This is a genomic window from Mesorhizobium sp. CA14, from assembly GCF_020165195.1.
Taxonomy (GTDB): Bacteria; Pseudomonadota; Alphaproteobacteria; order Rhizobiales; family Rhizobiaceae; genus Mesorhizobium.
Genome location: NZ_JAIUHR010000016.1, coordinates 1 through 21,626, shown reverse-complemented (window position 1 = coordinate 21,626; position 21,626 = coordinate 1). Strand labels below are relative to the sequence as shown.

At 64.3% G+C, this 21,626-nt stretch carries 17 protein-coding genes and 1 tRNA gene; 11 read left to right on the top strand and 7 right to left on the bottom strand.

Annotation, left to right across the window (positions count from 1 at the left end; translation table 11 throughout):
• Positions 1-5: 5 nt before the first annotated feature.
• Entirely contained in the window at positions 6-371 is a 366-nt protein-coding gene (locus LB565_RS17560) for a VOC family protein (RefSeq protein ID WP_224586139.1), read from the bottom strand.
• A 145-nt stretch (positions 372-516) separates the two neighbouring features.
• On the opposite strand from LB565_RS17560, the gene LB565_RS17555 reads away from it, so the two are divergent.
• The 6 genes from LB565_RS17555 to LB565_RS17530 all read left to right on the top strand — a co-directional run bounded on the left by LB565_RS17555 (position 517) and on the right by LB565_RS17530 (position 7,894).
• Entirely contained in the window at positions 517-837 is a 321-nt protein-coding gene (locus LB565_RS17555) for a hypothetical protein (RefSeq protein ID WP_224586136.1), read from the top strand.
• 42 nt (positions 838-879) lie between these two features.
• On the top strand, positions 880-1,767 hold the full coding sequence (locus LB565_RS17550) for an RNA polymerase sigma factor (RefSeq protein WP_224586134.1): 888 nt from the start codon (positions 880-882) through the stop codon (positions 1,765-1,767).
• 151 nt (positions 1,768-1,918) lie between these two features.
• Positions 1,919-2,515, top strand: a complete 597-nt coding sequence (locus LB565_RS17545) for a TMEM175 family protein (RefSeq protein WP_263488527.1) — start codon at positions 1,919-1,921, stop codon at positions 2,513-2,515.
• A 191-nt stretch (positions 2,516-2,706) separates the two neighbouring features.
• Entirely contained in the window at positions 2,707-6,777 is a 4,071-nt protein-coding gene (locus LB565_RS17540) for a Pls/PosA family non-ribosomal peptide synthetase (protein WP_224586125.1), read from the top strand.
• Entirely contained in the window at positions 6,774-7,253 is a 480-nt protein-coding gene (locus tag LB565_RS17535; protein WP_318012167.1) for a GNAT family N-acetyltransferase, read from the top strand. Before LB565_RS17540 ends, LB565_RS17535 begins: the two co-directional genes overlap by 4 nt.
• Entirely contained in the window at positions 7,250-7,894 is a 645-nt protein-coding gene (locus LB565_RS17530; RefSeq protein WP_224586123.1) for a 4'-phosphopantetheinyl transferase, read from the top strand. Before LB565_RS17535 ends, LB565_RS17530 begins: the two co-directional genes overlap by 4 nt.
• Positions 7,895-8,011: 117 nt before the next feature.
• On the opposite strand, the gene LB565_RS17525 is transcribed toward LB565_RS17530, so the two are convergent.
• The 6 genes from LB565_RS17525 to LB565_RS17500 form a co-directional block, all read right to left on the bottom strand.
• Positions 8,012-8,542: a dihydrofolate reductase family protein gene (locus tag LB565_RS17525; protein ID WP_224586121.1), complete on the bottom strand. Its 531-nt coding sequence runs from the start codon at positions 8,540-8,542 to the stop codon at positions 8,012-8,014.
• Between the two features lie 252 nt (positions 8,543-8,794).
• Positions 8,795-13,153, bottom strand: coding sequence for an autotransporter outer membrane beta-barrel domain-containing protein (locus LB565_RS17520; protein WP_224586119.1), 4,359 nt, complete (start codon positions 13,151-13,153; stop codon positions 8,795-8,797).
• A 62-nt stretch (positions 13,154-13,215) separates the two neighbouring features.
• Positions 13,216-13,875: a peroxiredoxin gene (locus LB565_RS17515; protein ID WP_224586118.1), complete on the bottom strand. Its 660-nt coding sequence runs from the start codon at positions 13,873-13,875 to the stop codon at positions 13,216-13,218.
• Between the two features lie 175 nt (positions 13,876-14,050).
• Positions 14,051-14,968, bottom strand: a complete 918-nt coding sequence (locus LB565_RS17510) for a helix-turn-helix domain-containing protein (protein WP_224586116.1) — start codon at positions 14,966-14,968, stop codon at positions 14,051-14,053.
• Between the two features lie 324 nt (positions 14,969-15,292).
• Positions 15,293-15,369, bottom strand: a tRNA-Arg gene (locus LB565_RS17505).
• Positions 15,370-15,557: 188 nt separating this feature from the next.
• Positions 15,558-17,051 carry a sensor histidine kinase gene (locus LB565_RS17500; protein ID WP_224586114.1) on the bottom strand — a complete coding sequence of 498 codons (1,494 nt, stop codon included), beginning with the start codon at positions 17,049-17,051 and terminating at the stop codon, positions 15,558-15,560.
• 255 nt (positions 17,052-17,306) lie between these two features.
• On the opposite strand from LB565_RS17500, the gene rpmH reads away from it, so the two are divergent.
• From rpmH to yihA, 5 genes are all read left to right on the top strand, one after another.
• Complete coding sequence (gene rpmH, locus LB565_RS17495; protein ID WP_008833937.1) at positions 17,307-17,441, top strand: 50S ribosomal protein L34; 135 nt, start codon at positions 17,307-17,309, stop codon at positions 17,439-17,441.
• Between the two features lie 16 nt (positions 17,442-17,457).
• Positions 17,458-17,811 carry a ribonuclease P protein component gene (rnpA, locus tag LB565_RS17490; RefSeq protein WP_095767954.1) on the top strand — a complete coding sequence of 118 codons (354 nt, stop codon included), beginning with the start codon at positions 17,458-17,460 and terminating at the stop codon, positions 17,809-17,811.
• Between the two features lie 13 nt (positions 17,812-17,824).
• Complete coding sequence (gene yidC / locus LB565_RS17485; RefSeq protein WP_224586112.1) at positions 17,825-19,639, top strand: membrane protein insertase YidC; 1,815 nt, start codon at positions 17,825-17,827, stop codon at positions 19,637-19,639.
• Between the two features lie 433 nt (positions 19,640-20,072).
• Positions 20,073-20,711 (top strand): CatB-related O-acetyltransferase, encoded by a 639-nt coding sequence (locus LB565_RS17480; RefSeq protein ID WP_224586109.1) that lies wholly within the window; start codon positions 20,073-20,075, stop codon positions 20,709-20,711.
• Positions 20,712-20,758: 47 nt separating this feature from the next.
• Complete coding sequence (gene yihA / locus LB565_RS17475; RefSeq protein WP_318012169.1) at positions 20,759-21,394, top strand: ribosome biogenesis GTP-binding protein YihA/YsxC; 636 nt, start codon at positions 20,759-20,761, stop codon at positions 21,392-21,394.
• Positions 21,395-21,626 lie beyond the last annotated feature (232 nt).

Here is a 21,626-nt window from a genome sequence, read left to right as displayed (position 1 = left end):
TGTTGCTATCGGCTGGCAAGCATCATGCGGTTGCCTTCGCTGTCGCGGAATTCGGCCACGGTGCGGCCCGGCTGCCACGGCGCTTGCTGCGGCTCCGTGACGATCTCGACGCCTTTGGCCTTAAGCGATGCGACCCTTGCGTCGACATCATCGTCGACCAGGACGAGCACCGGCTCGGCGCTCGGTGCCGCATCGGCGCGCCTGATGAAATGCAGGTTGGTGACCGCGAAGGGAAAAGCCACCTCGACCCAGCGCCAGCCACCATCGCCCATCGGGTGATCGGCAATGACCTGGCACGCAAGGTTTTCGGTGTAGAACGCCTTGGCGCGGTCCTGGTCGGATACGGGCAGTTCGGCAAACTGGATATGCATGATGTCTCTCCTCATCGCGGCCGCGGGCGCGGCCTCTACGCGCGAAAGACGTTTGCCCCGGGCAAAAGGATTCGCGAGCCGATGAGAATCTTTTCGGCAACGCGAAACGTCTTCCTCACGCAGACACCTCAAACAGGAGACGACCATGACCTACAATCTGATCCGCTACGGCGTGAAGGACGCCGGCATCGCCGAGAACCGGGCGCTGGTGGCAAAAGTGTTCGAGGCGCTGGATGAAACGCAGCCGCAATCCGTGCGCTATCTGGTGCTCGAACTGGAGAATGGCGAGTTCGTCCACTTCGTCGGCTACGACAAGGACAGCTCGGCGCTGACCGAACTCGACGCGTTCAAGGCTTTCGGCGCCGACCATGCTGCGCGACGTTCGACGCCGCTTGTGAGGGCACCGGCGAAGATCGTCGGCAACTATCGTATGCTGGCCAAGGCCGATGAAGCCGTGCCCGCCTGACCCGGGCACCGCATGGCATCGGCCAGGCGAGAAAGAGGACGAATGAGCTCAGCAGGGTTCGACCGCGCGGAACTGGACACCATGCTCGTCGGCCTGCGGCCGAAACTGCACCGCTATGCGGCCCGCATGGCTGGCTCGGCGATCGAGGGCGAGGACATCGTGCAGGAGACGGTGGTGAAGGCGCTTGCCGCGCATGATGGCGGCGCTCGCGTCGAGCGCCCCGAGCAGTGGCTGTTCCGCATCGCCCATAATGCGGCGCAGGATCATCTGCGCCGCCGCCAGCGGGAGCGCTCCCGAATGAGCGAAACCGATATGACGACAATTGAAGATCTCTCGGCCAGCGCCGAGGCGAGGCTTGCGGCGGCGGCAAGCCTGCGCAGCTTCATGCAGCTCACGCCGGCGCAGCGCAGCGCCGTGGTCCTGACCGACGTGCTCGGCCTCAGCCTTTCCGAAACCTGCGAGGTGACGGGCGCGACTTTGGCTGCCACCAAGGCGGCGCTGCATCGCGGCCGGGCAGAGCTGAAGGCGCTGGCCGGCCGAACCGATGAAGTCGCCATGCCGAGGCTCGATCCGGAGGAGGAGCGCCGCCTGCGCCACTATGTCGACCTGTTCAACGCGCGCGATTTCGACGGGGTCAGGAGGCTGATCGCCGAAGATATCGAGCTCGAGGTCGTGAATCGCACCCGGCTCAGGGGCAAAAAAGAGGCTTCGACGTATTTCGGCAATTACGACCGCGTCGGCGACTGGGAGCTGTCGCTCGGCTTCGTCGATAACCAGCCGGCGATCCTGATCCGCAACCCGCAGGCGGACGATGCCGTGCGCGGCTTCGTGCTGATCGACTGGCGCGGCGAAGAGGTCGCGCGCATCCGCGATTTCCGCTACGCGCCTTATTGCGTTGTCGAAGCGGATATCTGCTTGCTTACCGATTAAGCTGCGACGCGATCACTATTCGAATAGAACCGAGCGTGTCGCGTTGAGGTGCTGTCCAGCGTGTTCGCATCGGCCGCCGGCAAAGTTATACTCGGCCTGGCGGCACCGGCGAGAGGACGGCCACATGCTTCCTTCATCAGGCCTCGAACGGTTGAACGCGTTCTCGGACGGCGTGTTCGCCGTTCTCATTACCGTGCTGGTGCTGGAGCTTCGCCCGCCGGAAATCCCGACCTTCGCGGCGCTGCTCGGACTGTGGCCGACCTGGCTGAGCTATGGCGTGAGCTACTTGTTCATGGCCATTGTCTGGGCGAACCACCATCACCTGCTGCGCTACGCAACCGGGATGACCGCCCGCTTGATGTGGCACAATTTCGCGCATCTGTTCTCGGTTTCTCTGCTGCCGCTGGCCACCGCCTGGATGGCCATCAGCGAACTCTCGCCGCAGCCCGTCGCCTTCTATGCCGGTGTCTTCTTCCTGGTGAACCTGACCTACCTCTTCCTCATCCGCGAGCTGATCGAGCCGCTGCCGGCGGAGACGATCCCCCAGAGCGCGCGCAAAACGATGCGCCTTCGCGCGGCGGCGACGCTTTGTCTGTTCGGGCTCGCCGCGATCGTCGCCTTGAAATATCCGATCGTCGGACTGGCCATCTGTTGCTGCTGCCTGGCCGTGTATCTACGCCCGGAAGCGCCGGGCATGCGGCATCGGCGGCGCGAACGGGAAGGCCAAATGCCGCCAAGGGCTGAATAGAGGCGATCAGGTGCCCTCGCGGGACGGCGCTCCGTCACAACATCGTGAACGTCGCGTGGCATGAATTGCCGATCGGAACGCCATCTCAAATCCGCCGCAAAGGCAAATCAACTGGCCCATCATCGTCAGCCAATTGTCTTTTCGCCAATCACGGCATAGTGCGAGCCATCACCAGCTCGCGGGTCCTCCCAATGTCTCTGAATGAAGCAAGCAAGCCCGCCAAGAAAAACGCGGCCAAAGCCAAAGTAGTGACGGAATCGCCACCGCGCGATCAGATCCTGATCGGCCCCGATTTCATCCATAAGGGCGAGCCGCATGAGAGGCTCGACCGCTTCTTCGGCGATCTGGCGAGCCGCTTCGACGCGGCACCGGCGGTGATTTCCGGCGGCCGGCCCTGGTCATACCGCGAGCTTAACATCCGTGCCAACCAGTTCGCGCATCTGCTGATCGAGCGTGGCGTGAAGCCGGGCGACAGGGTAGGCCTTTTGCTGGACCGCTCCGCCGAAACCTATATCGCTATCCTTGCCGTGATGAAGGCCGGGGCGGCCTTCGTCCCTTTAGCCACCGCCTTCCCTGAAGATCGCATGGTGATGATCATCGAGGACGCCAGCGTCACGATGGTGATCAGCGTCTCCGGTTATGCCGCGCGCGTGGCGCGCCTGCCTGTTCCGCATATCTCGATCGACTCGGCGGAATCCGAAATCGCTCTCAAGCCGGAAACGGCGCCCCTGCCAGAGGGCAGCCAGGACCAGACCTGCTACATTCTCTACACGTCCGGCACCACGGGCAAGCCGAAAGGCGTGGTCATCACGCATCAGAGCTTCTGCAACTTCATCCGCGTCGCCGCAGCATCCTACGGTTACCAGCCGGGCGACCGCGTGTATCAGGGCATGACCATCGCCTTCGACTTCTCCTCGGAGGAGATCTGGGTGCCCTTTGCCGCCGGCGCCACGGTCGTGCCGGCGCCCGGCCAGCAGCCCCTCGTGGGCGAGGAGCTGGCCAGCTTCCTGCGCGAGCATCACATCACCTGCATGGCCTGCAGCCCGACGCTTTTGTCGTCGATCGAGAGCGACGCGCCCAGCCTTCGCGCGATCCTGGTCGGCGGCGAAGCCTGCTCGCAAAAGCTCGTTGTGCGCTGGGCGAAGCCCGGCCGCCAGATCCTGAACACCTATGGCCCGACCGAAGCCACGGTCACCGCCACCATGTCCTTGCTGACGCCGGACGAACCGGTGACGATCGGCACGCCGCTGCCCACCTATTCAATAGCAATTCTCGACCCCGAAACGCCGAAGGTGCTGACCGGCGACCAGTTGGGCGAGGTCTGCATCGGCGGCATGGGCGTGGCGGTAGGCTATCTCAACCGGCCGGAACTCACCGAACAGCGATTCATCAAAGACTTTATCGGCCTGCCGAACAATCCCAGCGGCCGCATCTACCGGACGGGCGATCTCGGCCGCATCAACGACAAGGGCGAGATCGAGTATCACGGCCGCATCGACACGCAGGTGAAAATCCGCGGCTACCGCATCGAGCTGGGCGAGATTGAGGCCGTGCTGCTGGAACAGCCGGGCATCGCGCAGGCGGCGGTCACGACGTGGGAGATCGAGCCCGAGCGCACTGAACTGGTCGCCTACTATGCCCCCAGGAGCGGCGGCGACAATGTGGATCGCACCATGCTCGTGCGGGAGCTCAAGCAGCGGCTGCCCGACTACATGATTCCGGCCTATCTGGAGCAGCTGCCCGCGATCCCGATGACCGTCTCCAACAAGGTTGACCTGAGGAAACTGCCCAAGCCGACCACCGCGCGCGTCGCGGCCGGCCATGCGATGATCGACCCGCGCAACGAGGACGAGAGGTTCCTGGTCGACACGCTGCAGGATGTGCTGAAATTCGATGACATCTCCATCGAAGACCACTTCTTCGACGACCTCGGCGCGAACTCGCTGTTGATGGCGAGGTTCTGCGCGCGCATCCGCTCCCGCAAGGCGTGGTCGACGACCTCGATGCGCGACATCTACCTGCATCCCACCGTTGCGAAGCTCGCGGATTATCTGCGTGCGCCGCAGATGGTCGCGGTTGCCGCGAGCGAGCCGATGCTGACGCATCGGGCTTCCGGCCTCGCCTATTGGAGCACGGGCCTTGGGCAGCTCATGTTCTACGCGCTTTACAGCTATGCCTCGCTCTGGGCGATCAATGACGGGCTCAACTGGGTCTATGACGCGCTGGACGACCCGGTGCAGCTCTATCTGCGCTGCGTCTTCTTGTCCGCCAGCGTGTTCTTCGGGCTCAGCGGCTTTGCCATCATCGCCAAATGGCTGCTGGTCGGCCGCTGGAAGGCCGAGACGTTCCCGATCTGGGGCTGGCGTTATTATCGCTTCTGGGTCGTCAAGACGCTGGTCCGCACCGCGCCGGTGGTGCTGTTCCGCGGCAGCCCGCTGTACAGCCTCTATCTTCGCCTGCTCGGCGCCCGGCTCGGCGACCGCACCGTTATCGAGTGCCGCTCCGTTCCGGTCTGCACCGACCTGATCAGGATCGGCGACAACTCGATCCTGCGCAAGGATTCCATGATCCTGGGCTTCCGCGCCCAGGCGGGCTACATCCACACCGGCCCGCTCGACATCGGCCACAACGCTTTCGTCGGCGTCGGCTCAACGCTGGACATCGACACCCGCGTCGGCGACGGCGCCCAGCTGGGCCACGCTTCGTCGCTGCATCGCGGACAGGCGATCCCTGCCGGCGAGCGCTGGCACGGATCGCCGGCGATTCCGACCGAGGCGGATTATTGCACGGTTCCCAACATGCCGCTGTCGCGAGCGCGCCGGATCATCTACGAGGCGATCCAGCTCTTCATCCTCTTCGCCATCGTCACGCCGTTCCCGCTTCTGTTCCACACCTACTGGGAAAATATCGGCGACGACTATCAGGAGACCATCGGCATCGTAGCGATCGGCACCACGGTGACGCTGGCGGGCTTCATCATCGGCGGCGTGCTGCTGGCGGCCATCGTGCCGCGGCTGTTCAACCTCATGCTGAAGCCCGGCCGGGACTATTCGCTCTACGGCTTCCACTACTGGCTGCAATCGATGCTGGAGTTGGTCAGCAACGTGCGACTGCTGAACGTGCTGTTCGGCGACAGCTCGGCCATCGTCTACTATTTGCGCGCCATCGGCTGGCGGCTGAACAAGGTGGACCAGACCGGGTCGAATTTCGGCACCAACCAGCGGCATGAAAACCCGCAGCTCAGCGAGATCGGCTCGGAAACGATGGTCTCGGACGGCCTGTTCATGGTCAACATGCAGAAGTCCGCCAACTCCTTCCGGCTCGAGCACACGCGGGTCGGCGAGCGCAACTTCTTCGGCAACAACATCATCTATTCGCCGGATTCCCGCACCGGCGACAATTGCCTGCTCGGGACCAAGGTGCATGTACCGGTCGATGGTCCCTTGCGCGAGAATGTCGGGCTGCTGGGGTCGCCGCCTTTTGAAATCCCGCGCATGGTCAATCGCGACAAGGAGCTTCTCGGATTGATCTCCGACAAGGAGCGCCACCGCCGGCTACCGCTGAAGAACCTCCACAATCTGGTCACCGCGCTGCTGTTCTTGGCCGCGCAGTGGCTGATCCTGTTCCTGACGCTCGCCATCTGGGACAGGGCGCTCAACTACTACACCGAATGGGGCCAGACGGCGCTGTTCCTGGCGGTGGTGCTGACCACGGCGATCGGCATTCCGTTCTACATCTTCCTGGAACGGGTCAGCCTCGGTTTCCGCCGGTTGAAGCCCAGGATGGCCACGATCTACGACCCGGTCTTCTGGCGCCACGAACGCCATTGGAAACTGTCCGATTCGCCGATCATGGGCCTGTTCACCGGCACCCCGTTCAGGCCGCTGATCCTGCGTCTGGTGGGCGTGAAGGTCGGGCGGCGCGTCTATGACGGGGGAAGCATCATCACCGAGCGGTCGCTGGTGGAGATCGGCGACGACGCGACGCTCAACGAGGGCTGCGTCATCCAGGCGCATTCGCTGGAGGAAGGCGCGTTCAAATCCGACTATATCCGCATCGGCAATGGCTGCACGCTCGCCTCTGCCGCCTTCATCCACTACGCCGTGGTGATGGGCGAGGGATCCGTGGCGGACCTCGATTGCTTCGTCATGAAGGGCGAAGTGCTGGAGCCCAACACCGTGTGGCGCGGCAACCCGGCGAAGCTCTATGGCGTGGTGACGCCGATCGACGCGCGCGCGATCGAGATCGGGCAGAAACAGTGACGCGTTCGGCCGAAGCGCGGCCGCACGACCGCCAGGTGGCCCTGCGGCCTGTCGGCGAGGACAACCGGGCGGCGATCCTGGCGCTCGAACTGATGCCTGAGCAGCAAGGCTTCGTCGCCTCGAATGCCGACTCGCTGGAAGAGGCCGGGGAGGATGATGAGGCCGTCGCCCGCGCTGTCGTTGCGGCCGGGCGCGTCGTCGGATTCCTGATGTACAGCGCTCCGGACGACGATGACGAGGCGATCATCTACCGTTTCATGATCGACCGCCGCGAACAGGGCAAGGGCTTCGGCCGTGCCGCGGTTGCCCAGGCGCTGGAGGAGATCGCGCAGATCGGCCACATACGCCGCGTCTCGATCTGCTACGAACCGGAGAACGAGGCGGCGCGGCGGCTCTATGCCGGCTTCGGTTTCGTCGAGACGGGACTGGACGAGGATGGTGAGATGATTGCCGTGCTCGAATTGGGCAGCAAGTGAGCACACGGCCGGACGACGCGGACATCGAGAGCGCCGGCGAGCAGGCGCTGGCCGGCCTCATGCCGCCCGGCCTCGTCACCGGCTGCCGTCTTGTTCGTGCCGGCGACGAACAATACCTCCTGCCGGCGGAAGGCGCTTCCATCGCCACGCGCGAACAGAGGGCGCGCGCCGCCACCGGAGCGGGCCGCCGGGTCGCGCATGAATTGCTGCGGCGCCTGAGCTGTGCGGATCTCGCCGTCTTGCGGGGCCAACTGGGAAACCCGATCTGGCCTGCAGGGATCGTCGGTTCAATCGCGCATGACGACGAACTTGCCGTGGCGGTCGCCGGGCGATCCAGCGCGATGAGAAGCGTGGGCGTCGACATCGAGCCTGCCCTGCCCTTGCCGCATGACCTCCAAGGCATGGTGGCAACGCCGCAAGACCGCCTGGGCGATCTTGATTCCGATATAGGCAGCCGCATTCTGTTTGCGATCAAGGAGGCGGTCTACAAGGCCTCGTTTCCGCTCGACGGCCGGGTGCTGGGCTTTGAGGACATCGCCGTCGATCTCACCTCGGGCGAGGCGGTCACTTCATCCGGCAATCGTCTGACGGTGCGCTTCACCATCTCGCCCAGAATCCTGGCGCTGGCATATACGGCATAAGCCGCGCTGAGCCCTGCCCTGACCATTCAGAGTGGGCGTTGAACACGAATGGCGTCCGAAGATTTGAACTGCGAACTTCGGATAAGTAGTCTGGCGCAGCTCGAGAGGACGTCGCAATCAGGCAGGAACGTAGGTCAACCTGATCACATCCTCGCCGATCCGATCATGAGCCATCAGACGCAGCGGCGGCCGGGGTCCGGCAAAATAGGGCTTGCCCTGACCAAGCACCACGGGGTGCAGGTAGATCCGATACTCATCGATCAAGCCCAGTTCGGTGAGGCCTCGCGCCAAGTCCGGGCCGGCGACTTCGATCTCGCAGTCGCGCTCGGCCTTCAGCTTCCGCATTGCGCCCTCGAGATCATCTTCGACGAGCGTGGCGTTGGGACCTACAGACTTCAACGAGCGCGAGACGACCCATTTCGGCTGGCGCCGCCACGCCGCCGCGTAGGCAAGCCGCTCGACATCCCACTCGGGATGCTCGTCGTCCCAATAGCGCATGATCTCGTACATGCGGCGACCGTAGACGCTGCCCGACTGCCGCTCGGCCTCCGCAATGAAGTGGCGGAAGAGCGTGAGGCTTGGCCCGAACGCCTTATGATCGACATAGCCGTCCAGCGACTGGTTCATCCCGAACACGAGCTTGGCCATTGCGTGCTCCTCACATGAATTCGCGCGATCTGATTGCGTTGTGCAATCGGTTCAGCTTAGACCGACTGGTTTGTTTTGCAATTGGTCTCGGGCGCTAGCCGCGCGAGCACATTTTGTAGCACCGGGGCGCGCTGCTGTATCCCGACGCCAACTCATCACCCACAGGATGGACCTCTGGCCCGCTTGCGGCGGACGTCATAGCGAACCGGCGCGAGTCGCAGGCTCTGTAGGTCAGTCAGCTCAATCACCCGGCTACCACTTCACGCTGAACCCGACCTTGCCGCCGATAGCGTAGCTGTCGCCGAAGTCTTCCAGGCTGGCGCGCGCGATCGCCTCGCCGAAGATGGCGTAGCGATCGTCGGCCCAAGAGAGCGAGCCGCCCGCACCGAGCCCGCCCCACAGCGCCTGGTTCTCGCTGACGAAGTCTATTCCGGACACGTTAACCTTCGAGCCGTCGAGGATGTCATAGTGGAGATTGGCAATGCTATAGACATGGGCGCGGCTCACTTGACCGGCGCGATCCACCCACTGATCCTCGTAGTCCGCGGAAAGGCCGAGCCGGCCGACAAGCGTGTCGCCGCTGCCCAGCGAGACGACGGCGCCGAACGGATCGGCGAAGTCGTCGAAATCGACCGACGAATAGGTGAGCTGAGCCTGCGGGGTCAGCGACCAGTTGTTATTGAGGGCGACTTTCCGGCCGGCCTCGATGCTCAGACCATAGCCGAAGCCCTCATTGCCGTCGGCAAGCGTGGTGGCGAGCGTCGCGGATTTGAGATCGCTGTCATACCAGGTCGCCTCGGCCTGCGCGTCGACATAGAAGCCGGAGTTGCCAAGCCAGGTGAGCGTGCCGCCGGGGCCATAGCCGGTGGCGTCGATCGAGCCTGTGCCGAAGGCCGAGGAGACGTCCGAAGAGGCCTGCCCGTAGTGGACAGTGGCGCCGCCGAGCAGCTGGCCGGCCGCGCTCTCGCCAAGCAGCCCGTCGACCCCGGCCTGCATCTTCCAGGTGGTGACGTCGTAGGCGGTGCCGGAGGTAGAGGTTTCCGGGTCGAACTCTGCATGAGCCGCCTCGAGGCGCGCCCAGATGGCCCTGCCGTCGAGCGGCGCAGCGCCGGGGACATCGGCCCCTTGCGGCGTGGCGCCTTCGCCCCATGAGCGGTTGCCGACGCGCTGCTGCAGGGTGCCTAGCTCGTTGAAGCTCTGCAGCACGCCGGCATAAGCCTCGTAAAGCGGCGCGCCGGGCGCATAGAGCGGCTGCGGGTCGGGATCCTCAGGATTTTCGGGATTGAGGAAGGTCGAACGCAAATACCAGTCGCCGTCGGCTGGCGTATTGACGCCATTTTTCTGCAGCAGGTAGGCATAGGCGCCACCTACGACCGCCTGCTGATCCTGGAACACATAGTCGCCGAGCAGGCTGAAAGTGCCGTCCGAGCTGCCGCCGACATCGATGATCCTGATGCCTTCCACCGTCTGCGCGCCAGCGCCGCCGACATTGGTGACCTTGACTCTGGTGGTGCCGGAGGCGTTGCCGGTGACGACCAGCCGGTCGGTCGGTGAAGCGTCGCCGCCTAGTTCCGTCTCGATATCGAGCGTGCCGCCGCTGCCGACGTAATCGCCGGCGACGGTCAGTGTGCCGATCGAATTGCCGGGCGCCACCGTGCCGCCGTCGAAGTTGTTGGTATGGCAGACCGTGCCGGTGCCTTGCAGCCGGCCTCCGTCCAGCACGTTGACGTCGCCACATAGGCCGCCATTGACGGCGAGCGTGCCCTTGTCGATCGAGGTCGTGCCGGTGAAAGCGGAGCTGTCTGCCGTAACCACCGTCGTGCCGCCGCCTTTCACGAGAAGGTTTCCCGCACCGGAGATCACGCCGGTTATCGTCAGCCTGGTCCCTTCACCGGGAAGGAGTGTGCCGGTGCTCGATATCTCGAACGCGCGCGCCATCGAGAAGCTGGCGGTCGTTGCGAGCGCGCCTCCGTCGAGCGTCACCTTGCCGCTCGCATCGCCGAGATTGGCGTCGGCGGAGACCTGCAGTGTGCCCTGGTCGATGCGAGTCCCGCCGGTGTAGGTGTTGTCGCCCGTCAGCACCAGCGTGCCGGCCTCGGTCTTGATGAGAGCGCCCGTGCCGGTGATCGCGTTGGCGATCTCGGCGGAATTGGCGAGCACGCGGATTTCGCTGCCGGCCGCGTCCGTAACCAGTTGGCCGGCGCCTTGCAGCCGGTAGCCCTCGTCGACAAACTGGATGCCCTTGAACGATTGCGCGCCTTCCACCGTGACTGTGCCGCCGGCGTAGACACCCGCGTCCTTGAAAATGGCGTGCTTGCCCGCCCAGGCCACCGGTTCGGCGCCTCCCTGGTTCAGCCATTGCGGGTTGCCGGCCTTCCAGGTGCCGTCGCCGCCTTGCCAATGCTGCAGGGTATCGTCGCCGAGCGAGGTATCGATGAACAGATCCACCCGGCCGCTACCGGCTTGCAGCTCATATTGGCCGCCGCTCAGCGCCGGCGTGCTGCCGATCGCCGCGGTGTTGCTCGTGAGGGCGCCGCCATAGGTGATCAGCCGGTAATAGCCAAGGCCCGCGTCGCCGTCGGCCGGGGCGCTGCTCTGCAACAGGTTGACCGTCCCGGTGAGAGCCAGGTCGCCGCTGACGACGACGCGGTCGCTGACGCCGGGCGCGGCGGACGATGCGCCGGGGCTGCCCAGCTCGAAGTCGAGGTTGGCGCCCGGTGCAAGGGTGAGGTTGCCGGCAATCGTCAGGATGCCTATGGAATTGCCAGGCGCCAGCCGGCCGCCGGTCTCGACATTCGTGCCGCCGACCGTGCCCGATCCGCCCAAGGTGGCGCCGGACTGCACCGTCACCGCTGAGCCAATGAGGGAACCATTCACCGCCAGCGTACCGGCCGCGATCGTGGTTGCGCCGGTGAAGCCGGCGCTGTTTCCCGTCAGCGTCGTCCTGCCGTCGCCCAGCTGCCGTATGATGCCGCTGCCGGAAATCTCACCTGCGAAGGTATAGGCGTCGGAGCGATTGAACGAGAGCGTGCCGTTGTTGACGATGTTGCCGGCGATCGAGCCCGCCGTGCCGCCATCGCCGATCTGCAGCGTGCCGTCCATGATCGTCGTGCCGCCGGTATAGGTATTGGCTCCCGTCAGCGTTGCCGTGCCCGCGCCGTCCTTGAACAGCGCGCCATCGCCGGACATCGTGCCAGCATAGACTCCGTCAAAGGCCTGATCGAAGACGACGGCACGGTTGGCGGGGCTGCTGACGAAGGTCACATTGCCGGCGATGCTGCTCGTGTCGCCCTGCAGAGCGCCGCCCGTGATCGACCAGTTCTGATTGCCGGCCCCGGTCAGAATCCAGAGGCTCGTGTTGGTTTTCTCAAAAGTGTCGAAGCCGCGATACTGTTGCGTATCGCCGATCTGCGACACGTCGAAATTGGCGTCTGTCGTGCCGCCGAGCACCAGCGCATTGTTGCCGCCGCCCGGCGCAACCACGACATTGCCGGTGATGGTCGAGCCCGCCCGCAATTCCAGACGGTTGTTGCTGCCGAACAGCGAGATGGCGTTGGCCAGCACCGCGGGTCCGCCCCCTGTGACGCCCGTTCCGCCGGTGATCGTCCCGGAGTTCACAATGGCGATGCTGCCGCTCGCCGCGCCCATGACGCCCACGCCGGCGTGGCCAAGCGCAGGCACCTCGGGACTCTCGCCGCGGGTGCCGCCCTGGATCGTGCCCGCGTTGAACAGGCTGCCCGTCTGGCCATTCAGGAACTGGACGCCAGCGCCGCCGTCACCCGCAGTACGGCCGAAGATACTGGTTCTATTATTCCCACCGTTGCCGCCGGCGATCACGCCGGTCGCGGCGTTGTCGATGCTGCCACCCCAGGCGACCAAGCCCGCGCCGCCATCGCCGCCGAAGGCACCCCCGAATCCGTCGCCTCCCGCCCCGCCGGCGATCGTTCCCTGGTTGCTGATGGTCCCCAGATTGCTGAGTACGCCGGCACCGGCGTCACCGGCGATGCTGCCGGCGTCCAGGCCGTCCCCACCCATGATGGTGCCGGCCTGGACGGCGAGCGTCCCTCCGGCATAGAGGAAAACGCCGGCGCCGCCCGCGCCGGTCCTGCCGCCACCGCCGACGCTGCCGGTGCCAGCGCCACTGGCGCCGCCGCTGCCGGATGATCCGAGATAGCCGCCGCTTAGCGAAAAGGTACCGGTCGTCGAGAGCAGGTTGCCGCCGCCGCCATTGCCGCCGTTGCCGCCAAAGTTGGTGCCATCGCCAGCACCGCCGCCGCCCCCACCACCGGCTGCGAGATCGTTCGGAGTTCCTGCCTGGCCGCCGGCGCCGCCTGTAGCACTGGTCCCGGCCGCGCCGTCCTGTGCCGATCCGCCTGGTGTTGTTGCGGCAGAGCCGCCTGCGCTGGCTACGGCGCCACCACTGCCGCCACCACCGCCGGCGATACCGCCCGTGGCATTGCCGCCGGCCTTTGTGATCTGCTGCGCATGCGCCATCGGCGCCGCAATGCCCAACGCGAACGCCAGCGCCGCGATCGAGGCCGAACCGCGTACCAGCCGGGCATGCCGATGCAACGGCGTCTTCGTCCGCGCTTGTTCAAACTGCTGCCGCATTGGTCCCACCTACCGCCGCCCGTCTCGCGGGAACTACGATTGAAATATCAACTCGCATCGCTTCAGGCCGTCGGCTGCTTGGTCTTGCGCAGATAGGGAAGAATGGCGTCGAAGGCGCCAAAGCGTTTTGCGGCATCTTCGTCCGAGACAGACCCGGCAATCACCACCTCCTCGCCGGGCTCCCAGTCGGCGGGAGTCGCGACCGGGAATTTGGCCGTGAGCTGGATGGAATCGATGGCGCGCAGGATTTCCCGAAAATTGCGGCCGGTCGTCATCGGATAGGTGAGTATCAGCTTGATCTTCTTGTCGGGTCCGATGACGAACACCGAACGCACCGTCTGATTGTCAGCGGGCGTGCGCCCTTCCGACGTGTCGCCGGCAGAGGCTGGCAGCATGTCGTAGAGCTTCGCGACCTCGAGTTCCCGGTCGCCGATCATCGGATAGTTGACCGCGTGGCCGGTCGCCTGGCGGATGTCGCTCTTCCACTTGTTGTGGTTCTCCACCGGATCGACCGAGATGCCGATGATCCTGGCGTTGCGCTTGTCGAACTCAGTCTTGAGGCCGGCCATCGTGCCAAGCTCGGTCGTGCAGATTGGCGTGAAATCCTTGGGATGCGAGAAAAGGACCGCCCAGCCGTCGCCGATCCAATCATGAAAAGCGATCGGCCCGTCGGTAGTGTCCGCTATAAAATCCGGTGCGACGTCGTTGATGCGAAGGGTCATTCTGATTCCCTTTGGTTCTGGTGGCCTGGCGCTGTGTTAGGTTCCGCAAAGGCAGCGCAGACCATCAGTGTGACCTTGCCGGAGCTTCAACGGTGGAAGCCGGTCACTTGCCATGCGCGGCGCGAGTGGCACTATGCAATTCCGGCATGAACGGACTGGGGATCGTGGCGACAGATTAATGCGCGTTTCGGCGCAAGGTGTCGGAAGGACGCTCACCGAAACGAAGGCGATAGGCCTGGGCGAAGCGGCCGAGTTCCCAGAAGCCGTACTGCATAGCCACACTGGTCACCGGGATCGTGGCCAGATCGGACGCCAACAGCCTTTCATGAACTCGGTCGAGGCGGCGGTTGCGGGCATATTGTACCGGGCTCTCTCCAAGGAATTCCCGGCAAGCGAGGTTGAGGGTTCGCTCTGCCACGCCGACGGCTGCACAGATGTTGCCCAGCGACAGCATCTCCTCGAGGCGTTCTTCCACCGCGCGCTCAAAACGAGCGACGATCTGACGATGCCGGCCGAGAGCGGCGCGGTCGGGTCTCACATTGCTTTGGGTGAGACAGGCGAGAAGCGCATCGAGGATGGCGCCCGAAAGCGCCTTGGCCGGTTGCGGCGCCTCGATGATCTGCGGTGTCTCCCTGATGGCGCGCGAAACGTCCTTCGTCAACCCGACAAGCCGGGCCATGGCCGCCTTGGGCGCCAGAAACATCCGGTCGTCGTCGAGCTGGTCTATCCCTGCCAGTTTCGGTCCATGCGCGGCGAGCAGGTCGAAAGGTATTGAGATGACGCCGGAGGCCCAGGGCATACCCGGCGGAGAGCTCGTGACAGTCCTCTCGTTTGGCCGCAAATGAAAAACATGTCGGCCGGAGAGTTTCCTGCCCGAAACGCGGCGAACAGTACCAGGTTCGATGGCGAACATGAACGTATGCAGGTTCGCAGTAACGCCGGATTGAGAAATGGCTTCAGTGAATCTGCCGATGGAGACATTGATCCGGTCGACAGCCGCCAGCTCCAATGTCGCATGAAAGTTCTTGCCCGCCCGCCCGATTGGACGAGGATCGCCGGACCAGGAATTGGTACCGCCGATCGCCTGCGCCATCGAGCCCGGGTCGGAGAAGCTGCCATGATAGGCTCGGACAGGAGTCTCGGTTTGTCGATTTGGCGTCATGGGTTGCCTGTGCCAAATATGCCGCTTTGTCCGATCGATACCAAGTTGGTCTGAAAATTGGAATGCGGGACCTCGCGAGAGATCGCTGTGCCGCGAATCTGGGGCGCATTGGCTCCGGTAGGTGCAGAGGCTGTCGCGAAGCGGCAATCACGCCTCAAGCGGTACTGCATTCGGTACAGCATGGCGAGGTCTCGATCGTGATTGCTTTTGCGCGTAAGCGGCGACTTGAAACGCTAATGATTCAAGGAATTGAAATGGCGCGCCCGAAGAGATTCGAACTCCTGACCCCCAGATTCGTAGTCTGGTGCTCTATCCAGCTGAGCTACGGGCGCGCAACAGGCCGTGCATGACACAGGCCCCGCGATCCGGTCGAGACGGCCGGCCGCGATGTGGAGTGTTCCCTAACGACTGAATTTGCGAAAAGCAAGCCGATCCGGCAAAAGTTTTGTCGCAGGTGGTTTTGCCGGCTTTGATCGAGGCGCGCCGCTGCCGACAAGCGGCTCCGCCGGAGGCGGCGGCCTCAAGCCGGGCGGCGCAGGCCATTGCGCGCTTGATCGAGCCGGACCGGCTGGTCGGGGATGACGACGGCGAAGACGGTGCGGCCGCCGATCGATTCGACAAGCTCGACCGTGCCGCCATGGGCGCGGATCAATTCATGCGCGATCGCCAGGCCGAGGCCGGTACCGCCGCTGCGCGCCGAGCCGCGGAAGGCGGCAAACAGATTCTCGCGCGCCTTGGGCGGCAGGCCGGGGCCGGTGTCGGCGACGGTGATGCGGCTGACGCTGCCATGGCGCTCGGCCGAGACCGCCAGCCGGCGCACCACCGCGCTTTCGGTGTCGGCGGCCATCGCCTGCACGGAGTTGCGGCAAAGATTGGTCAGCACGCGGAACAGCTGGTCGGAATCGGCGTCGACCTCGAAGGCGGCCTCGACGCCGTTGACGAACTCGATGCCCTCCTCGATGTCGAGCAGGCCGTGCACGTCGTCGACCAGCTGGCGCAATCGCACACGGCGGCGCGACGGCGCCGGCTCCTGCGTGCGGCCATAGTGAAGCACGCCTTCGGAATAGGAGACGGCGCGGTCGAGCGCGCGCAGAAGCTTCGGCGCGAAGGCCTGCACGGTCGGGTCCTTCACCTGGCGCAGGCGATCCGACATCAGCTGCGCGGAAGCGAGGATGTTGCGCATGTCGTGGTTGATCTTGGAGACGGCGAGGCCGAGGTCGGCGAGATGCTTCTGCTCCGACAGCATCTTCTGCAGCCGGTCCTGCATCTGCGACAACTCGCGCTCGGCCACGCCGATCTCGTCGGCGCGGTCGGCGGGACGGATGACGCGTCCAGGATCGTCGGGCGCCTCGGAGAAGGCCAGGATCGAACGCGTCATGGTGCGGATCGGCCCGATCATGATCAGGTCGATCGCCGCGTAGACCAGCATGGCGGTGAACAGCGAGATCAACAGCGAGACGACGGCGACGTTGCGCGAATATCTGAGCATAGCGTCGCGCAGACGGTAGTCCGGCATGATCAGCTCGAATTCCTTGTCGCTGTCGCCGACCGGGCCGAAGACGCGCAGCATGCGCTTGCCGCCGAAAAAGAGCGTCTCGAGCGCGCCGGTCATGCCGTTGACCAGGCCGACATCGGCGATGTCGATATGCTCGTCGACCTGGGGCGGCATGTCGGAAACGACGAGCAGCCGGGAGACCCCGCCGTCGCGCACCGCGATGGCCTTGGCGCCGATCGCCATCAGCACGTCGTTCTGGGCGTTGTGCGACAGCGCGTTGGGCTCGCCCTGCAAGAGCACGATCGACACGGCGGCTGCGGTGCTCAAGCGCTCCTTCAGCCAGTTGACCCGATAGCTGGCGATCCAGGGCAGGAAGATCAGGACTTCGGCCAAAAGCACGAAGGCGATGGTGAGGAAGAGAAGCTTGGTCGACAGGCCGCGCGACAGCGGCACCCGCCGCGACGAGTTCGCCGCAGCCGGCCGGGCCTTTTCATCGGTGGACAGAGCTTCATTCGTCATGACGCGGTCTTCACGAAGCCTTGATCGGTTCAGATTATGCGATTTGCGGCTTTTTTGCCAATTTCAACCTTGGTCCAGCGAAAAATGCCTCGCGGCCGCGCCGGATTGACTTCCAAAAACCTTCTTTCTATAAGCCCGCTCACGCTCGGGCCGTTCGTCCCGGCGCGGTTTCGATCGCGCCTAAGCCGGCCCGGCAAAGCTCCTGTTACAGAGTGACAGAATCAAGAAGGGCCGCACGCCGCGGTATTAAAACAAATGAAGCGTACCTACCAACCGTCCAAGCTCGTCCGTAAGCGCCGGCATGGTTTCCGTGCCCGCATGGCCACCAAGGGTGGCCGTGGCGTCGTTGCTGCCCGCCGCAACCGCGGCCGCAAGCGGCTCAGCGCCTGAACGGAAGACGAGATCGTTGCCCGCACCCGGCAAGCCACAGGGGAAAACTCCCGGGCGGCTTCTGAAACGCGCGGATTTCCTGGCTGTGCGCGGCGGCGAGAAACGCCGCGGGCGGCTTTTTCTCGTTGAAGTTCTCGACCGCGGCGATGACCTTGCGCCGCGCGTCGGCTACACCGTCACCAAGAAGGTCGGCAACGCCGTGGTGCGAAACCGCGTCCGGCGGCGGCTGAGGGAAGCCGTGCGCGTTCATGCCGCCGATGACATGGCGCCCGGCAATGACTATGTCATCGTCGGGCGTGAAGACGTGCTTGCCATTCCCTTCGGCCAGTTGAAGGCCGAGCTTTCCCGCCGGCTGCGCGGAACACGATAGGCCAGGGCTTTCGATGGAAAACAACCGCAATTTCTTCATCACCATCGCGCTGTCGGTGCTGATCCTGACGCTCTGGCAGGTGTTCTACATGAACCCGAAGATGGAGCAGCAGCGCGAGCAGGCCCGCATAGAGCAGCAGCGCGTCGAGGCGCAGAAGAAGGAAGCGCAAGGAACCAATCCGGCCACGGCGCCGACGGCTCAGGCGCCGGGCGCCATCCCCAGCGCGCCCGGCGGCGACACGACCACGGCGGCCGGTCGTGACCAGGCCATCGCCGCGACCAAGCGCGTCAAGATCGATACGCCCAGCCTCGAAGGCTCTATCAACCTGACCGGCGCGCGCCTCGACGACCTGAAGCTCAAGCACTACACCGAGACGGTCGACAAGAATTCGCCCGAGATCCAACTGCTCAACCCGCAGGCGCTGCCCACCGGCTATTTCGCCGAGATCGGTTTCGTCGGCACCGACAAGACAGGCGCGGTGCCAAGCTCGGACACGGTATGGAGCGTGGAGGGCAATCCGACGCTGACCCCCTCGACGCCGGTGACGCTGACCTACACCAACGACAAGGGTCTTACCTTCAAGCGCACCATCTCGGTCGACAACGACTACATGTTCACCGTTTCCGACACGGTGCAGAATTCAGGCAGCGCCGCCGTCAGCCTGTTCAATTATGGCCGGGTCACGCGCTACGACAAGCCGGCGGTCGCCAGCACCTATGTGCTGCATGAGGGCCTGATCGGCGTCACCGGCGCCGAGGGGCTGTCGGAGTACAAATACGCGACCATCGAGAAGGACAAGGAAGTCAAGCCCGGCAAGTCGACCGACGGCTGGCTCGGCATCACCGACAAATACTGGGCCGTGACGCTGGTGCCGACCGAGAAGCAGCCCTTCCAGCCGCGCTATGCCTATTTCGAGGACGGCCGTCACCGCTATCAGTCGGACTTCCTGACCGATCCGATCAACATCGAGGCCGGCCAGTCGGCGACCGTCGAGACCGAAGTCTTCGCCGGCGCCAAGGAAGTCGCCAAGATCAACGCCTATGCCCAGGACCGGCACATCAAGCGGTTCGACCTTTTGATCGACTGGGGCTGGTTCTATTTCATCACCAAGCCGATGTTCTGGCTGATCGACACGCTCTACAAATTCTTCGGCAATTTCGGGCTGGCGATCCTCGCCACCACCGTCATCGTCAAGGCCATCTTCTTCCCGCTCGCCAACAAGTCCTACGCCTCGATGGCGAACATGAAGAAGGTGCAGCCGAAGATGCTGGAGATCCGCGAGAAATACGCGGACGACAAGATGAAGCAGCAGCAGGCGATGATGGAGCTCTACAAGACCGAGAAGATCAATCCGCTGGCCGGCTGCTGGCCGGTGGCGCTGCAGATCCCGGTCTTCTTCTCGCTCTACAAGGTGCTCTACATCACCATCGAGATGCGGCATGCGCCGTTCTTCGGCTGGATCCACGACCTTGCTGCGCCGGACCCGACCTCGATCTTCAACCTGTTCGGCCTGCTGCCCTTCGCGGCGCCCGCCTTCCTGCCGCATATGGGCGCCTGGGCGGTGGTCATGGGCATCACCATGTTCCTGCAGATGCGCATGAACCCGGCGCCGCCGGACCCGACGCAGGCGGCGATCTTCACCTGGATGCCGGTGATCTTCACCTTCATGATGGGCTCGTTCCCGGCCGGCCTCGTCATCTACTGGGCCTGGAACAACACGCTGTCGATCCTGCAGCAGGGCGTGATCATGAAGCGCCAGGGCGCCAAGATCGAATTGTGGGACAATCTGGCATCGATGTTCCGCAAGAAACCATCGCCGGCGGAATAGAAGGCGTGCAGCTCCGCCGTCATTCCAGGGCGGAGCAAGGAGCGAAGCGACGCGCGCAGACCCTGGAATCCATGCCGTTACGCTAAGGCGTTGCATTCTGCGCCGTAGCACTCTACGGCAAGGGTCACGGCATGGATACTCGGTGAAGCCCGAGTGACGGGCGATTCGGCTAACTTCCAACGTCGGCGCCAGAAGCGGCCGATCAACCCGCCGCCATCTTCAGCGACAGCGCATTTTCGCCAAGCGCCGAAACCGGCAGGGCCGGATATGACGACGTCGCAGGGTTCCGGCCAATCTCCGACAGCGCCCCTCCCCCCGATCGCGATCTGCCGCGGCAGCCGTTGAACGGTTGGTGCCGTCAAAGGATCGCGTTAGTTTGATTGCGCGCGGGGGCTTCGCCGGCCGCGCCCAAACCCGCCTGCAAAGGACCGCGATGCCCGGACCCAACCCCAACATCAAGCATCCGATCGCGATGCATCCACGCGTCGGCTTCCTGAAGGGGCTGGTGACATCGCCCAACATCGAGATCGGCGACTTCACCTATTACGACGACCCCGACGGTCCCGATAAATTCGCCGAGAAATGCGTGCTGCATCACTACGATTTCATCGGCGACCGGCTGGTGATCGGCAAATTCTGCGCCATCGCCGAAGGCGCGCGCTTCATCATGAACGGTGCCAACCACGCCATGTCCGGCTTCTCGACCTATCCGTTCAACATCTTCGGCCATGGCTGGGAGGAAGGCTTCGACCCTGAGACATGGTCGAAGGAGATCCGCGGCGACACCATCGTCGAAAATGACGTGTGGATCGGCATGGATGCGGTGATCATGCCGGGCGTCAGGATCGGCAATGGCGCCATCGTCGCCGCGAAATCGGTTGTCACGCATGACGTGCCGCCTTATGCGATCGTGGCCGGCAATCCGGCGAAGGTGGTGAAGATGCACTTCGACGAATTCACGGTGCGGCGACTTTTGAAGGCGGCCTGGTGGGACTGGTCGGTCGACAAGATCAGCCACAATCTCGATGCCATCCGCGGTGCCGACATTTCCAGGCTGGAGGCAGCGGTTTGAACGCGCCCGAAAAAACGACAAACGACAAGACCCCGAACGAAACGGCGATCAGCCCGGAGCTGTTCACCCGCGGCTGGGTCTTCATCCGCGGCGTGCCGTCGATGAAGTTCCTGCCGCCGGAAGGACCGCCGGAGATCGCCTTCGCCGGCCGCTCCAATGTCGGCAAGTCGTCGCTGATCAACGCACTGGTCGGGCACAAGGGCCTGGCGCGCACCTCGAACACGCCGGGCCGCACGCAGGAGCTCAACTATTTCGTGCCCGACGGCTTTTCCGGCGAGGGCGCCGACCTGCCGCCGATGGCGCTGGTCGACATGCCGGGCTACGGCTATGCCAGCGCGCCGAAGGACAAGGTCGATGAGTGGACCAAGCTGATCTATGAGTATCTGCAGGGCCGCGTGACGCTGAAACGCGTCTATGTGCTGATCGACGCGCGCCACGGTATCAAGGCCAAGGACGAGGAAGTGCTGACGCTGCTCGACAAGGCGGCGGTGTCCTACCAGGTGGTGCTGACCAAGACCGACAAGATCAAGGCTGCCGGCGTGCCGCGGCTGATCGAGGAGACGCTGGCCAAGATCAAGAAGCGGCCGGCGGCGTTTCCGGTGGTGCTGGCCACCTCGTCAGAAAAGGCCGCCGGACTGGATGAGCTGCGCGCGGCCATCGCCCTGGTGGCGAACGGCGGCTGACGCCGGTATCGCCTTGGAGCGAGCCAACCGCGTGTGGCGCTCCCCTCACCCAGCCTCCGCTTCGCTCGGCTGACCTCTCCCCGAGGGGAGAGGAGATGGCCGGCGCTGGCGCCAGTCTCTTCTCCCCGTCGGGGAAAAGGTGGCGGCGAAGCGGCCGGATGAGCAACTGTGTTTTTCAGGTGTGTTGAGGGTTCCATTCCTGATTGTTGCGCAGCATGGCGCAGAGGATGGT

Excerpts from the sequence above, each read along its gene's own strand:
- rpmH (WP_008833937.1), top strand. The coding sequence starts at position 17,307 with ATGAAGCGTACCTACCAACCGTCCAAGCTCGTCCGTAAGCGCCGGCAT.
- LB565_RS17480 (WP_224586109.1), top strand. The coding sequence starts at position 20,073 with ATGCCCGGACCCAACCCCAACATCAAGCATCCGATCGCGATGCATCCA.
- LB565_RS17520 (WP_224586119.1), bottom strand. The coding sequence starts at position 13,153 with ATGCGGCAGCAGTTTGAACAAGCGCGGACGAAGACGCCGTTGCATCGG.
- LB565_RS17515 (WP_224586118.1), bottom strand. The coding sequence starts at position 13,875 with ATGACCCTTCGCATCAACGACGTCGCACCGGATTTTATAGCGGACACT.
- LB565_RS17500 (WP_224586114.1), bottom strand. The coding sequence starts at position 17,051 with ATGACGAATGAAGCTCTGTCCACCGATGAAAAGGCCCGGCCGGCTGCG.
- LB565_RS17550 (WP_224586134.1), top strand. The coding sequence starts at position 880 with ATGAGCTCAGCAGGGTTCGACCGCGCGGAACTGGACACCATGCTCGTC.
- LB565_RS17560 (WP_224586139.1), bottom strand. The coding sequence starts at position 371 with ATGCATATCCAGTTTGCCGAACTGCCCGTATCCGACCAGGACCGCGCC.
- yidC (WP_224586112.1), top strand. The coding sequence starts at position 17,825 with ATGGAAAACAACCGCAATTTCTTCATCACCATCGCGCTGTCGGTGCTG.
- LB565_RS17555 (WP_224586136.1), top strand. The coding sequence starts at position 517 with ATGACCTACAATCTGATCCGCTACGGCGTGAAGGACGCCGGCATCGCC.
- LB565_RS17540 (WP_224586125.1), top strand. The coding sequence starts at position 2,707 with ATGTCTCTGAATGAAGCAAGCAAGCCCGCCAAGAAAAACGCGGCCAAA.
- LB565_RS17510 (WP_224586116.1), bottom strand. The coding sequence starts at position 14,968 with ATGGCGCAGGCGATCGGCGGTACCAATTCCTGGTCCGGCGATCCTCGT.
- LB565_RS17525 (WP_224586121.1), bottom strand. The coding sequence starts at position 8,542 with ATGGCCAAGCTCGTGTTCGGGATGAACCAGTCGCTGGACGGCTATGTC.